Origin of the sequence: Streptomyces sp. NPDC003720, from assembly GCF_042875075.1 — a bacterium.
Lineage (GTDB): Bacteria > Actinomycetota > Actinomycetes > Streptomycetales > Streptomycetaceae > Streptomyces.
Genome location: NZ_JBIANZ010000002.1, coordinates 465,232 through 477,813, shown reverse-complemented (window position 1 = coordinate 477,813; position 12,582 = coordinate 465,232). Strand labels below are relative to the sequence as shown.

The 12,582-nt window shown below is 68.4% G+C and carries 12 protein-coding genes; 5 read left to right on the top strand and 7 right to left on the bottom strand.

Annotated features, from left to right (window positions below):
* Nucleotides 1-285: 285 nt before the first annotated feature.
* Both ACFYU0_RS07695 and ACFYU0_RS07690 read left to right on the top strand, forming a co-directional pair.
* The gene (locus ACFYU0_RS07695; protein ID WP_389298548.1) at nt 286-441 is read left to right on the top strand and encodes a hypothetical protein; all 156 of its coding nucleotides are present in this window, start codon (nt 286-288) and stop codon (nt 439-441) included.
* 268 nt (nt 442-709) lie between these two features.
* Complete coding sequence (locus ACFYU0_RS07690) at nt 710-1,735, top strand: hypothetical protein (RefSeq protein WP_389298546.1); 1,026 nt, start codon at nt 710-712, stop codon at nt 1,733-1,735.
* A gap of 516 nt (nt 1,736-2,251) precedes the next feature.
* Here ACFYU0_RS07690 and ACFYU0_RS07685 read toward each other — a convergent pair.
* Genes ACFYU0_RS07685 through ACFYU0_RS07675 form a run of 3 tightly spaced genes read right to left on the bottom strand, consistent with a single transcriptional unit; the run spans nt 2,252 to nt 5,120 of the window.
* On the bottom strand, nt 2,252-3,475 hold the full coding sequence (locus tag ACFYU0_RS07685) for a cytochrome P450 (RefSeq protein ID WP_389298544.1): 1,224 nt from the start codon (nt 3,473-3,475) through the stop codon (nt 2,252-2,254).
* Nucleotides 3,476-3,508: 33 nt separating this feature from the next.
* Nucleotides 3,509-4,903 (bottom strand): NAD(P)/FAD-dependent oxidoreductase, encoded by a 1,395-nt coding sequence (locus tag ACFYU0_RS07680; RefSeq protein ID WP_389298542.1) that lies wholly within the window; start codon nt 4,901-4,903, stop codon nt 3,509-3,511.
* On the bottom strand, nt 4,893-5,120 hold the full coding sequence (locus ACFYU0_RS07675) for a ferredoxin (RefSeq protein ID WP_351667085.1): 228 nt from the start codon (nt 5,118-5,120) through the stop codon (nt 4,893-4,895). Before ACFYU0_RS07675 ends, ACFYU0_RS07680 begins: the two co-directional genes overlap by 11 nt.
* 473 nt (nt 5,121-5,593) lie before the next feature.
* Between ACFYU0_RS07675 and ACFYU0_RS07670 the strand changes: the two genes are divergently transcribed.
* Both ACFYU0_RS07670 and ACFYU0_RS07665 read left to right on the top strand, forming a co-directional pair.
* Nucleotides 5,594-6,655 carry a zinc-dependent alcohol dehydrogenase family protein gene (locus ACFYU0_RS07670; protein WP_389298540.1) on the top strand — a complete coding sequence of 354 codons (1,062 nt, stop codon included), beginning with the start codon at nt 5,594-5,596 and terminating at the stop codon, nt 6,653-6,655.
* A gap of 692 nt (nt 6,656-7,347) precedes the next feature.
* Entirely contained in the window at nt 7,348-7,605 is a 258-nt protein-coding gene (locus ACFYU0_RS07665) for a SpoIIE family protein phosphatase (RefSeq protein WP_389298539.1), read from the top strand.
* A gap of 50 nt (nt 7,606-7,655) precedes the next feature.
* On the opposite strand, the gene ACFYU0_RS07660 is transcribed toward ACFYU0_RS07665, so the two are convergent.
* On the bottom strand, nt 7,656-7,946 hold the full coding sequence (locus tag ACFYU0_RS07660) for an STAS domain-containing protein (protein ID WP_351667089.1): 291 nt from the start codon (nt 7,944-7,946) through the stop codon (nt 7,656-7,658).
* A gap of 861 nt (nt 7,947-8,807) precedes the next feature.
* Between ACFYU0_RS07660 and ACFYU0_RS07655 the strand changes: the two genes are divergently transcribed.
* Nucleotides 8,808-9,251: an ArsI/CadI family heavy metal resistance metalloenzyme gene (locus ACFYU0_RS07655; RefSeq protein WP_389298538.1), complete on the top strand. Its 444-nt coding sequence runs from the start codon at nt 8,808-8,810 to the stop codon at nt 9,249-9,251.
* A 118-nt stretch (nt 9,252-9,369) separates the two neighbouring features.
* On the opposite strand, the gene ACFYU0_RS07650 is transcribed toward ACFYU0_RS07655, so the two are convergent.
* The 3 genes from ACFYU0_RS07650 to ACFYU0_RS07640 all read right to left on the bottom strand — a co-directional run bounded on the left by ACFYU0_RS07650 (nt 9,370) and on the right by ACFYU0_RS07640 (nt 12,569).
* Nucleotides 9,370-9,978, bottom strand: coding sequence for an AraC family transcriptional regulator (locus tag ACFYU0_RS07650; protein ID WP_389298536.1), 609 nt, complete (start codon nt 9,976-9,978; stop codon nt 9,370-9,372).
* A gap of 296 nt (nt 9,979-10,274) precedes the next feature.
* Nucleotides 10,275-11,741, bottom strand: coding sequence for an MFS transporter (locus ACFYU0_RS07645; RefSeq protein ID WP_389298534.1), 1,467 nt, complete (start codon nt 11,739-11,741; stop codon nt 10,275-10,277).
* Nucleotides 11,742-11,870: 129 nt separating this feature from the next.
* Nucleotides 11,871-12,569, bottom strand: a complete 699-nt coding sequence (locus ACFYU0_RS07640) for an SDR family oxidoreductase (protein ID WP_389298532.1) — start codon at nt 12,567-12,569, stop codon at nt 11,871-11,873.
* Nucleotides 12,570-12,582 lie beyond the last annotated feature (13 nt).

Genomic DNA, 12,582 nt, shown 5'->3' with positions numbered 1-12,582 from the left:
CCCTTACGCCTTTCAAGTCACCGAACAACTCCCCCTTGGCACGGACAGCTTCAACCTGGTGTTCTGCGGCTTCAGGGGGCTCAGCCGGGCGCCCCCTGCACCTTGCCGTCCCGCAGGCCCCACGCGTCCTGCGCCGCGGTGAGCGCCTGGTGTTCGCCGACAGCACCAGCTGTCATCCGGCTCGTCGTCTGGTGACCTGCACAGCCTGATGAGCGCCGAGGTGCGGACCGCGCAGAGTGTGGCTGGACGAGTTTGGTCTGGCACCCACTAGGGAAGCGCGTCGGCATGACGAGGCACGAACTGACGCCGCCGCGCGAGTCCATGACCGGCAGTGCCGCCCACGCCTGCGGGGTCGGCCTGCGCGAGGGGGGCCAGGTGTGGATGAGCGGTGGTCAGCGCGGCCGCGGAGCCGATCAGAACGGGCGCGCCGCTGTCGAGTGACCGCTGCACGAGGGAGCGGGCCGTGGCGTCGAGGACCTGCAGGGAGTTCTCACCGCGCTCGTCGTCGGAGCACGAGGCGTCGACGTTCGGCCGGTTCCCCTCCGACGAACCGCGCGCGTGGACGGGCGACCACGCGGCGATCGTCGACTTGCTTGCGAGCCATCTACCGGCGACGGGCGGTAGGTCTCTCCCAGATGGCTCCGTGGCGGAGCTCCTCGCGGGGCGGCCACGAGGGCCGTTGTCAGTGGCGATTGGCAAGATTGCGGCCATGAATGTCACTCCCGTCACTCCGCCACGGCCGATCGACGTTGTCGCGGTCTTTCCCCAACTGGCCCCGCTGGCCCGCACGGCGACCCGCCTGCACCCCCGCCCTGGGGCCCCGACGTGGCACGACAGCTCAATCGGCGGGCCGCTGCTGTGGCCCGCTGGGGAACCGTGGCCGCACTGCGAGGAATCGCATGTGGTGGACGGCATCAACCCAGCTCAATCCCCGGCGGATCTGCGGTTGGAACGACGGATCTTCGCCGCCTCGCACGGCCGGGACCTGACTCCGGAGGAACGGGAGACTCTGGAGCGGATCCGGCCCCCTCAGACATATCCGGTGAGGCTGGCGGTCCAGTCGTACGACGGTCCCATAGCGATGCTGCCCGTCGCGCAGCTGTACGTACGGGATGTGCCCGACCTGAGCCCGCCGGAGGGTAAGGACCTGCTGCAGGTTCTGTGGTGCCCCTTCGATCACCCGATCATGCCCAGGACCCTGCTCTTCTGGCGTTCCGCAGCCGCCGTCACCGACATCCTCGACACGCCCCCCGAGCCGCCCGCAGTGCAGTTCGACGGCTATCTACCGGAACCGTGCGTGCTCGAACCGGAGCAGATCACCGAGTACCCCGACCATCTGGAGCTGAGCGAAGAACTGCAGGAGCAGCTCAAGCAATGGAGTGTGCCGCAGGCTGCAGAGGAAGACATGGACCCGGACGCGTACTACGACTGTGTGCTGTCCAACGCACCCGGCTGGAAGGTCGGCGGCTGGCCCGCTTGGAACTCCACCGACCCCAGCCCGCAGCCCTGCTCCGAGTGCGGCACCGGCATGCAGGTCCTGATGACCGTCGCCACGTTCGAGGAAGGGGACGACGCCGGGAACAGCTGGTCTCCGCACCCCCACCCAGGTGCGGGACCGTACCCGGGCCACCGCGGCTACAACGCGACCGGGGTCCAGATAGGCAGCGGCTACCGGCAGCATCTGTTCGTCTGCCCGGCAAACCCAGAGCATCCGCACATCGAGTTGATGACGTAGCCCGTTCGCGGTGTGCAGCCGGAGCGTCAGGGTGCAGGCATGCCGTGACGCAGGGCGTCGGCGAGGCTCAAGGTTCCGGACAGCCGACGGACTTTGTCGACCTGCAGGAACGTGACATCCGGCGTCCCTGAGGGTCCAGCAGTTCAGGTTCTTGTCGTCGAGCGGGTTGAAGCAGCCTCACTCTGCTGCGGAAGCCCAGCACTCACGCAAGTTTGCTCATCGAGTGCAGCTGCACAAACTGGTCAGCGACTATGCCCATCAAGATCAGATGATGTCGGCCGGCGAAGAACACGCGATCGTGTAAACGCCCCTCCTCGGCGAAGCCGAGACGGCGATGCAGTGCCGGCGATGCAGTGCCGGCGATGCCTCGTTGCGCCCGAAGATCCGCGCTTCGCACTTGTGGTACTGCCGCTCAGCGACTTCCTGCAGCAACTTGACCTGCAACCTGCCCTTCGGACTGCGCTCGGGGATCCATCCAGCCGGGACTGGGCGAACTGGACGGCCGCTTCCGTGGGGTTAGGCACTGAGGCCGTCGATGGCGACGGGCAGGTGGCGGGGGCCGCGCAGGACGGCGTTGGCCCGGTAGGGCGGAGGGTCCTCCAGCAGCCGGAAGTTCTTGACCCGGCGGAAGAGTTCCGGCAGGGCGAGGCGTGCTTCGATACGGGCGAGTGGGGCGCCGAAGCAGTAGTGGATGCCTGTGTAGAAGCCCAGGTGCTCGTTGTCTTCGCGGTCGGGCACGAATCGGTCGGGGTTCTTGAAGCGGCTGGGATCGCGGTTGGCAGCGGCGATCATGAGCCAGACCGGCGATCCCTTCGGGATGGTGACGTCGGCGATGTCGATGTCGGCCAGGGTGACGTTGATGGGGACGAACTGCACTGGTGGTTCGTAGCGCAGCACTTCCTCGATGAGGGGCACGGTCAGCTCGGGTTCGTTCTGGAAGCGCTGCAGGGCGTCGGGGTGGCGCAGCAGGGTGAGGGTGGTGTTGGTGATCAGGTTGACGGTGGTTTCGTGGCCGGCAACGAGCAGCAGGATCGCGGTAGCCACCAGGTCCGCCGGTGTCATGCTGCCACCGGGACCGGTGTCGGGGGCGAGGGCGCTGAGTATGCCGGGGCCGGGGTGGCGGCGTTTGGTGTCGATCAGGTCGGCCAGGTAGGTGCCCATTTCCTTGCGCGCCTGCTGATACTCGGCCGCGCCGAGGCCGCCGTGCTGGGGATCGATGCCGGAGGCCACTGGGTCCGCCCAGCGGTGGAAGCGTGGTTCGTCCTCACGTGGCACACCGAGCACTTTGCAGATGGCGGTGACGGGCAAGGGGTAGGCGAAGTCCTTCACTATGTCGACGTGCTCCTTGCCGTCGAAGGCGTCGAGCAAGGCGGATACGGCGGTGGCGAGTTCGCCGCGCAGGCCGTCGAGGAACCTGGGGCTGTGCGGGGGGCCGAACGGCCGGTTGGCGGTGGCGCGCAGCCGGTCGTGTTCGGGCGGATCGGTGAGGATGAAGCTCGGTGGCAGGCCGGAGTCCTCCTCCGAGTGGCCGGGGCCGGCGTAGCCCGGCGGACGGTTGCGGGGATCCTGGCTCACTCGCGGGTCGTTGGCCAGGCTCCGCACCGCGTGGTAGCTGCTGACCAGGTAGGTACCGTCGTCCTCTCGCAGCACCGGTGTCTTGCGTAGTTCCGCGTAGAGCGGGTACGGATCTGCTCGGTTGGCGTAGTCGAGGATCTGAGCGGAGAGGCTGCCGGGGTTCATGGAGGCCTCCTGGACCGTAGGGTTGCACGCGGATCAGGCATGTGACGGCACGAACTTGACCCGCCGTTCGCTCGGTGAGTGGCCCGTGAGGGTGACGGTGGGCCCGTGGGTGGGCAGGTGGGGGTCGGGGAACTCGGGGTCGATGACGGGCACGGTGCTGGTGCGGCGGTCGCCCAGGCGGTAGTCCGGGGGGAACGGGGCGGCGGCGGCGATCTGCTCCTCGTAGAACCCCAGCCACCTGGCACCGTCGAAGGACGCCGCGGCTATGACCCGGCCCCGGTAGCCGTACACGGCGACGAAGCGTTCCTCGGCGAGTGTCCCCTGGGCGATGACCATCTGGTCGCCCATCGAGGGAATGCCCACGGACTTGATGTTGACGCGGAACTGGGTGGACCAGAACATCGGCAACCACAGGTGCGGGCGCCGATCAGGGCCTGGACAGATCATGTTGTGGGCCGCTATCTCCGCCTGCTCGACGGCGTTGCCCCAGTGCTCCAGCGAGAGGAACTGGTAGTCGAACAGCGGGTGCGGACTGCGTGCGACGTCCCCCGCGGCGTAGATGTCGTCCGTGACGATGCCGTTGACATCGAACACCCGGCATCCAGCGTCACAGGCGATGCCCCGAGGTCCCGCGGCCACCCCCGAACCGGCCAGCCATTCGGTGTTCCTCAGGGCACCCAGGGAGACGACCGCCACCTGAACGTCGATCGCCGTGCCGTCGGACAGGTGAGCACGCCTGAGCCGACCGGAATAGTCGCCCTCCAGGGCCGTGACGCTGACGCCGCATCGGAGGTCGACGCCGTTCCTGCGCTGCATCCGGTCGGCGACCGCGCCGATCACACCACCGAGTGCGCCCACCAGGGGCGCCGGGCCGCGTTCGGCGACCGTGACATCGAGATTCAACTCGCGGCACGCGGAAGCGACTTCACAGCCGGTGAAGCCCGCGCCGATCACCAGTACTCGCGCGGAGCCGCTGGTCAATTTCCGTTTCAGGCGTGCGGAGTCGTCGCGGGTTCGCAGGACGAACACCCCGTCCAGCTCCGCCTGTTCAGGATGGAACCACGGGCGCGCCCTGGTTCCGGTGGCGATCAGCAAACGGTCGTAACCGACGGTGTCGCCGTTCGCCAGGCGTACCTGCTTGGCGTCCCTGTCCAGGCCCTCGGCGGGAACACCGAGACGCCATTGCGCATTGACGTCACGCCGCCGTGGGAGTTGTGTGTCCTCGGCCCGGGCTCGCCCGAGCAGCACCTGCTTGGACAGTGGAGGCCGGTCGTAGGGCTCGTACGGCTCGTCGCCGATCATGGTGAGTGATCCGGTGAAGCCCTGCTCGCGCAGGGTCTCCGCGGCACGCAGGCCCGCCAGGGACGCGCCCACGACGACGATCCGGCCGTCCCGGCGCAGGGCTGCGACGTCGGTGTCAGCCGACACGGGGCTGCACCCCCTTCGTCGGCTTGTCGGAGTAGTCGACGAGAATGGCCTGGACCGGGCAGGCGGCCGCGGCCTCTTCCACTCGGTCACGCAGCCCCTCGTCGAAACGGGGCGAGAACAGCAGCCCCTCGTCGCCGTGCAGGGCGAAGACGTCCGGGGCGAGGAAGACGCACTGCGCGTACGCCTGACACCGATTGAGATCGACGACAAGCCTCATTGGTAGCCCGCTCCCCGCGCGGCCCGCCGCAGTCGAAAGCCCGCAGCCGCCTGCGCTGGTGCATACGGTGGGTTGGCATGCCTCTACCTCAGAATCAACCCGTGCACAAACGCCTCGCAAGGCGAGCGGGCCGAGCGTCCCCGGACCTGCGCTTGGCCGGCGCCAGTGCCCTGGATCCTCAGCCAGAGGCGGTAGAGAGTCCCGGCATCTGCCGGCACGGCCCCGCAACGGCCCTGCGCCTCATCGTGGACGGTCCGCTACCAGGAATCTACCCGGCTCCTGGCGTAGCGTGATGGGAGGAACGTTGTGGCCACGAAGTGAAGAGGTGCGCTGCGGCGAGCAGTCGTGGTCACGGGGCTGAGTGTTGTCGCGGTCGTCCGCAGTCCATGGTGGTCCGCGCGGCGACGCCGATGAAAGCTCGGGGCTGGCGATGCCGACGACGGCAACGCCTGTGAAGAACGGAAAGGCCGCTCATGTCTTCGACCATGCGCGCGCTCGTGGCGGTGAAGGCCGGTGAGCCCGCTGACGTCCTGCGGCTGGAGTCTCGTTCCGTTCCCGCGCCGGGACCGGGTCAAGCACTGATTCGGGTGGACGTGACCCCGATCCACGCCAGCGATCTGCACGTGCTGCGCGGCCGCTACGGCTTCTCCCTCGACTTCCCCGCCGTCGGGGGCCACATGGAGTGCGTGGGCCGTGTCGCGGGCCTGGGCGCGGACACCGAAGGACCGGCGGTCGGCGAGCGGGTGGTGGTCGCCGCGATCCCGGCGGTACCCGGGCCCTCTCCGGTCGGCACCTGGCAGGAGTACCTGGTGGCCGACACGCGGAGACTTCTGCCGGTCCCTGACCTGCTCAGTGACTTCAGCGCCTGCCAGCTCGCGGTCAACCCGCTGACCGCGCTGCTCCTGGTCACGCGCGAACTCGACTGTGAGCCCGGCGAATGGCTGCTGCAGACGGCCGCGGGCTCCACCGTCGGCCGCCTAGTCATCCAGGTGTGCAGGCATCTCGGCATCCGCACCCTCAATGTCGTACGCCGACGCGCTGCCGTCGAAGAGATCAAAGCGGTCGGTGGTGACGCGGTCATCTGCACCGAGGACGAGGACCTACTGCGGCGGGTGGCCGAGACAGCGGGACCGGCCGGCGTGCGCAAGGCCCTCGACTGTGTAGCGGGTCCCGTGGGCGCCCAGGTGTCCCAGGCACTGGCCCCGGGAGGAGAAGTCATCGTCTACGGCGCCCTCTCCACCCATCGGCAGACGGACCCGGCTGCGCTGACGATCCCCCTCCAGGCGCGCTCGGTCATTTACGAGACCAAAACCGTCCGGGGTTTCTGGCTGAACCGCTGGTTCGGCGCCGCCTCACCCGATGTCGCGCTGCAGGCGCTGTCCCAGGTCCGCGATCTCGTCACGACCGAGGTGCTGACCATCCCGCGAGGCCGACCGTTCCCGCTCGAGCGCTTCACCGAAGCTGTCTCGCTCGCCGAGGCACCCGCACACGGCACCAAGCCACTCTTCGTCCTCGACGACGGCCAGGGGAGGTAGGCAGCGGCCGTGCTGGTGCGGGCAACGCTGCCCAGCCGCGAGAAGCCTGCGCACGCCAAATCGTTCTCCATCTCGCATGGGGGCGAACCGGCCACTCTGAGACTCTGGGGACGCGGTCGCCTACTGCGTGGTGTCCGCCGTCTACATGCTCCTCGCCGTTCTGGGATGCGTGCCAACGGTGTCGATCATGTTGGCCGCGGCCCTCCCGTCGAACACGGGGCACGGGTCCCGGCCAACGCAAGCAGTTCCGCACGCGTTCCATAGGCACGATGTTGCTGCCAGGCCGGGGGTCGGTATCCCGCGTGAGTGTGAGGCTCCGGGAGCCTGCGCGGGCCGAGAAGAGCGCAGAAAGGGCATATGCGTCTACGCGATATCCGTGGGGAGCGGCTCCCCGAGCACCGGCGCGGGCTGTCGGCTCTGGTGGTCTTCGTCTGTTACGTACGGGAGCGGCATGCCCGGGAGCTGAGCCGGTTGCGGTCGGTGGCCGAGATAACGCAGCGAGCTTTGCTGCGGCCGCCACCCCGCCGGATCGGGCCGCTGCGGGTGGCCTGGCTGTATCTTGCCGCCGAGGACGAGGCTCAGATCGGAGGCGACCTGTTGGCCGTCGCCCGCGCTGATCATCCCTGCTGGGACTGCGCGCCCTCAGCGTAGGCAGCGATCGCACCGACCGGTTCACCTTCGAACCGGGTGACATGCTGCTGCTGTACACCGACGGCGTGATCGAAGCCCGCTCACCGACCGGCTCCTTTTACCCGCTCGCCGATCGGGTCGCTTCCTTTCAGGCATCAAGCCCGGATGCCCTGCTGCAGGAGATCCACCGCGACCTGCTCGTGCACACCGGCGAGCAGCTCACCGACGACGCAGCCTTCCTGATCATCGAACGCACCCCCTCACGCCATCCGCACCGGCCGCACCTCGTATCCCAGGCCGACGGATCACCATCGTTCTGACCGGCCACCCGCCACAATCTGGCACGCTCCGCGTGTGCGGCACTCGGGCCCTACTCGATCACCATTGCCTTGTCCAGGCCGGCATGCCGCAGGGTGCGCAGCACGGCGCGTCGCGCACCGCACACGGCGGCCGTTCCGGAGTGCTCTGTCACGGCCCGCAGCAGGGCGTAGACGCACGCCAGGTCGATGCCGGTCACCTTGTGCAGGTCCAGTACCCAGTGCTCTGCGGCGTGCAGGCGCGGATCAGCTAGTAGCGCTTCGAGGTCGCGGAGCAGGAGGGTGCTGATTTCCCCCGACAGGGTCACCTCGGCATGCCGGCCGTCGACTGCAGTGATCACCATGTCTGGTTGCACGGAATGTGGTTCAGCTGTCACAGCGGCCTCCCGCACGGGTTCGGGTGCGTACATTCAGTCTGCAGATGCCGGGCCACAGGGCACATCCGCAACCAATGGACGGCGGTGGTGGCACGGACGGTTGAGCGCCGCAGGCCTGGAGGTGCCGGCGACGGCCAACGGCGGCCTCCTACGAGCACGGCCGACTGCACCGCCTCGCTTGCACGCAAGACGGTCGACGGCGGATCCAGGCGGCCTTCCCAGCACACCTTTCGTTCCGCAGCCCTGCAGGGCAGGACCCAGCACCACCCGCCCTGTCGCTACGGCCCGGAAGGCAGTCAGCGTGCCAGGACGACAGTGATCGGAGCATCCGCGCAGTTGCCGAGTTCCTCAGACAGTGCGCTTTGCTCGGCGATGTCGATGCTCAGGCCCCAGCGGGTCTTGTCGGCCCCAGTCGGTGACGTACCGGCAGCGAGCGGTATGCGGTGGCCGGCGGCAGCCAGGTGGTGGGATCCTGGTCCGCCTTGGACCGGTTCGAGGCGGCCGACACGGCGATCAGCGCGCGGGTCAGCCGCAGGAGTAGCCGGGTTCGTTCACAAGAACCCCGGGCTGTTCACTGGCTGACGCCGACAACGCCGTGAGGCGCCATGCACCCCACTGCGACGGCAGTGCCCGCATCTCCGACCCGCAATCCGACTCCGGCTATCGCCGGGCGTCGCAGCAGCTGAGGGCCGCCTGCTCCCTTCTTGTGCGCGGCACGGGGCCAAGAACGTGGTCAACGCCGACAGCACTTCCTGGGGGCTTCCTCGGCCACCCATGCAGCTCATTGGATGAGGTCGGTGTGCGGATGATCGGGGGAAGCCGGGTCGATTGCTGTTCGGCGCCGAGCCCGCCAAGCGCCGCGACGGATACGCCAACTTCGCCCTCACCGAGCCGCCGCTCAAGCTCGTCCTCTTCGAGGGACAGGCGGGCGAGGAGACCCGCCTGGACCACCTCGGCGTCGAGGTCGCCACCACTGAGGAGGTCACCGACTCCTCCACCCGGCTGAAATCAGGGCTGGCCACCTTCGAGCAGAACGTCACCTCCTGCTGCTACGCCCTGCAGGACAAGGTGTGGGTGACCGGCTCCGGCAAGGAACCGTGGGAGATCTACGTCGTCAAGGCTAGTGCCGACACCCTCGGCAGGAGCGCCTACAGCACGCCGCAGGCATGCTGTCGGACCACCGCTTGCTGCACGCCCGGCGACCAGGCCATCGACCCCTCCCACACCCCGGCCGAAGCGAAGGCCGCTGCCGGGTGTGCATGCGTCACCTGACCCACCGCATGGCGGCCGGCCCAGCGGCGACGTCCCGGCTCCACGCTCCCACAGCCCCAGGCGTCGCGGCGGGCCCGGGGCAGGCCCGCTGCATGCCGGACGTCTTCGGTGTTCGACGTCAGCGCAGTGCGATAGCGCCCGTGTGGACGGCGCGCATGGCACGCTCGATGGTCTCCCGGCTTTCGCCGACTGGAGCCACGTAGCCGATGACGTCTTGCGCGGCGCCTTCCCCGAGCACGCGGGTGATCACCCAGGTGGCGAGGTACTGGGACGCCAGGCAGCCGCCTGCTGTGGCGATGTTCCCCTCGGCGTGGAACGGCGCGTCCAGCACGGTCACGTCGCAGGCTTCGACAAAGGGTCGGCTCTTCACATCGGTGCAAGCCGGCATGCCGTCCAACAACCCCAGCCGGGCGAGCACGAGCGCGCCGGAGCATTGCGCACCGATGAGTTGTCGCGAAGGGTCAAGCGGCAGCCGGGAGATCAACTGGTCGTCGGCGACCACGTCTCGTGTCTTCACGCCGCTGCCGATCAGCACCACCTCGGCTTCGGTCACAAATTCCATCGGGCGCTGTCCGGTCACCTCGACACCGTTCATCGACCTGACTACCGGTGTCGGGGTGGTGATGAAAGCTTCCAAGCCGTCCTTGCGACATCGGTTGATCAGCGCGGATGCGATGAAGCTGTCGAGTTCGTTGAACCCGTCGAAGGTGACCACGGCTACCTGCATGACGTCTCCTTCCAGTACGGCCCTGGCATGTGCATCCTTCCATGGCGCGCGTTTCCGAGGTGTGAGCCGGATCAGGGGCCGGCTCGGCGGATGACCACCGCATCTTTGTCGCACCGGGCTCCATCGGCCACAGCACAGCCGCCCGGGGAACATGTCATAGTGCTCTGGGGCCGCCGCGCTCCGCCAGGTCTTCCACGGCGAGCCACGCCCCATGCAGCGGCCCGGCACCGTAGACCGCGTCGACATCGCTGCGCAACGGACCCACAGTGCGCGGCGTCGCTCACGGAAGTTGGACGTCAGTTCATCGTGGCGGTGGTGTGGTGCGGTCGGTTCTGTATCAGCAGGGCCGAGGCGAGGGCCGCGCACAAGAACACGGCGGCGATCACGGTCATGCCGACATGGACGCCGGAGGTGAAGGCGTCGTCAATCGCGGCGGTCACGTTCGGCGGGACCGCTCGGTGGGCGCCGCTGCCGGTGGAGACGGCGTGCTCGACGGCGGGCCAGGCCGCGCGGGGGACGTGGTGGGCGCCGAGCCGTGCCGGCAGTTGGGACTGGAGTCGGCTGGCGAGGAGTGCGCCCAGCAGTGAGGAGCCGGTGACGGATCCGATCTGGCGGAAGGTGTTGACGGCTCCGGAAGCCATGCCGGCGCGCTCGTGCGAGACGCTGACCAAGGCGGCGGCGGTGCTCGGCGCGGCCACCATCCCGCTTGCGGCGCCGAAGAGCCCGTACAGCCACCACACCCGGGCATAGGGGGTGGTCGGATCCAGCGTGGTGAGTCCGGCTGCTGCGGCGGCGCCCAGGATGAAGCCGAGGGTCAACGGGAGCTTGAAGCCGGTACGGCGGATCACGCGTCCGGTCGCGTAGGCGACGACGACGTAGACGCCGAAGAAGGCCAGCAGCCGCCATCCCACGTCCAGGGCGGACAGTCGCTGAACGCGCTCGTAGAAGAGCACCGACAGGATGGCCATGCCGGTGAAGCCGAACAGGGAGACCGCGCCTACGAACATGACGGCGCTGAACGACGCCGACCGAAACAAGGTCATGTCCAGCATAGGGGTGCGGCCGGCGCGCTCGACGAGGACGAAACCGCTCAGAGCCGCGACCGCGATGATCAAGGCGGTGAGAATGCTGGGGCTGGTGTAACCGTCATGTCCGCCTTCGATCAGGGCGTAGACGAGAGCGGCGATGCCCATGACGGCCAGGATCTGGCCGGGGATGTCGAGCTTGCCGTCGGGGCCGCGCGATTCGGTGACGAAGGCGGCGACGGCCATGGTGACCAGGGCGAGGACAGCGGTCGACAGAAAGACCGTGTTCCAGTGGAAGTGGTCCAGGAGGGTGCCCGCAATCAGGGGGCCGGCGGCCAGCCCGATGCCCGAGGAGGCCGCCCAGGCGGTGACGACTTCGGTGCGCCGGTGGGGGTCGGGGAATGCCGCTCCCAGGATGGCCAGGCTGTTGGGCAGGATGAGAGCGCCGCCGAGGCCGGAGACGAGCTGGCCGGCGATGACGCCTCCCGCTGAATGCGCGGCATAGACGGTGAGCGAGCCGACGATCATGATCGCGGCGCCGGTGAGGAAGGTGCGCTTGCGGCCGTAGAGATTGCCGACGGTGCCCGCAGACATCACCAGGCAGGCCACGAGCAAGGCGTACGCGGAGGGAATCCAGACCAGGCCGGTGGGAGTGACGTGCAGATCATCCTGGATGGCCGACATCGCTGACACCGATGCGGTGATCAGCAGGAAGGTCGTCATGGCGCCCAGGCACATCGCGATGAGCGTGACGGCGGCGGCGCGCCGAGAGAGCTGGTCCGAAAAGGGTCGGACATCCGTGTGCGGGTCGGTCGGCCGGAGTCGGCCCGGCGCGGGGGATGGAGTGGAGGTCACGGTGTCCTCGTCTCAGCCGAGCTGCGGGTACAGGGCGGCGATGCCACCGGAGAGGTCAGCCTGTACCTGACGGCTGCGGTCATCGACGACGATCTCGGCAGCCCCGGAGGCGATGCCGTCGACCGCAGCGCGGGCGACGTCCACCGGGTCGGTCTTGGGCTCGGTGACGTGGCGGGCCATGTCGGTGTCCATGTATCCGACGTGAAGTCCAGCCACGGTTATGCCCCGGGGTGCGAGCTGCTGTCGCAACGCGTTGGTCAGGCTCCACTCCGCGGACTTGGCTGCGGCGTAGGCGCCGACGGCGGGAAAGCTGATCCACGACAGCACGGAAAGGACATTGAGGACGGAGCCCCCGCCCTGGGCCTCCATCAGCGGGGCGAAAGCACGGATCATGCCGAGGGTGCCCAGGTAATGGGTCTCCATCTCCAGACGGACGGCGTCCCAGCTGCCGGTCAGGAGATCGGCGCCCGTGGAACTGCCCGCGTTGTTGATCAGCACGGTGATGTCACGGGCTTCCTTCGCCGCCGCGGCGACGGAGGCGGGGTCGGTGACATCGAGCCGTATCGCTTTCACGCCGGGCAGATCGATCTGATCCGGTCGGCGGGATGCCCCGTACACCGTGGCACCGCGCGCGACCAGTTCTTCAGCCAGTGCCCTGCCGAGCCCGCGGTTGGCCCCTGTGACCAGAACCCTTGATGTGCTGATGTCCATGATTCCTCCTCGG

What these genes read in the sequence shown, in the direction of transcription:
- ACFYU0_RS07645 (WP_389298534.1), bottom strand. Translation starts at nt 11,741, where the DNA reads ATGTGCCTGGGCGCCATGACGACCTTCCTGCTGATCACCGCATCGGTG.
- ACFYU0_RS07650 (WP_389298536.1), bottom strand. Translation starts at nt 9,978, where the DNA reads ATGCAGGTAGCCGTGGTCACCTTCGACGGGTTCAACGAACTCGACAGC.
- ACFYU0_RS07685 (WP_389298544.1), bottom strand. Translation starts at nt 3,475, where the DNA reads ATGAACCCCGGCAGCCTCTCCGCTCAGATCCTCGACTACGCCAACCGA.
- ACFYU0_RS07640 (WP_389298532.1), bottom strand. Translation starts at nt 12,569, where the DNA reads ATGGACATCAGCACATCAAGGGTTCTGGTCACAGGGGCCAACCGCGGG.
- ACFYU0_RS07675 (WP_351667085.1), bottom strand. Translation starts at nt 5,120, where the DNA reads ATGAGGCTTGTCGTCGATCTCAATCGGTGTCAGGCGTACGCGCAGTGC.
- ACFYU0_RS07690 (WP_389298546.1), top strand. Translation starts at nt 710, where the DNA reads ATGAATGTCACTCCCGTCACTCCGCCACGGCCGATCGACGTTGTCGCG.
- ACFYU0_RS07670 (WP_389298540.1), top strand. Translation starts at nt 5,594, where the DNA reads ATGTCTTCGACCATGCGCGCGCTCGTGGCGGTGAAGGCCGGTGAGCCC.
- ACFYU0_RS07660 (WP_351667089.1), bottom strand. Translation starts at nt 7,946, where the DNA reads ATGGTGATCACTGCAGTCGACGGCCGGCATGCCGAGGTGACCCTGTCG.
- ACFYU0_RS07665 (WP_389298539.1), top strand. Translation starts at nt 7,348, where the DNA reads ATGCTGCTGCTGTACACCGACGGCGTGATCGAAGCCCGCTCACCGACC.
- ACFYU0_RS07695 (WP_389298548.1), top strand. Translation starts at nt 286, where the DNA reads ATGACGAGGCACGAACTGACGCCGCCGCGCGAGTCCATGACCGGCAGT.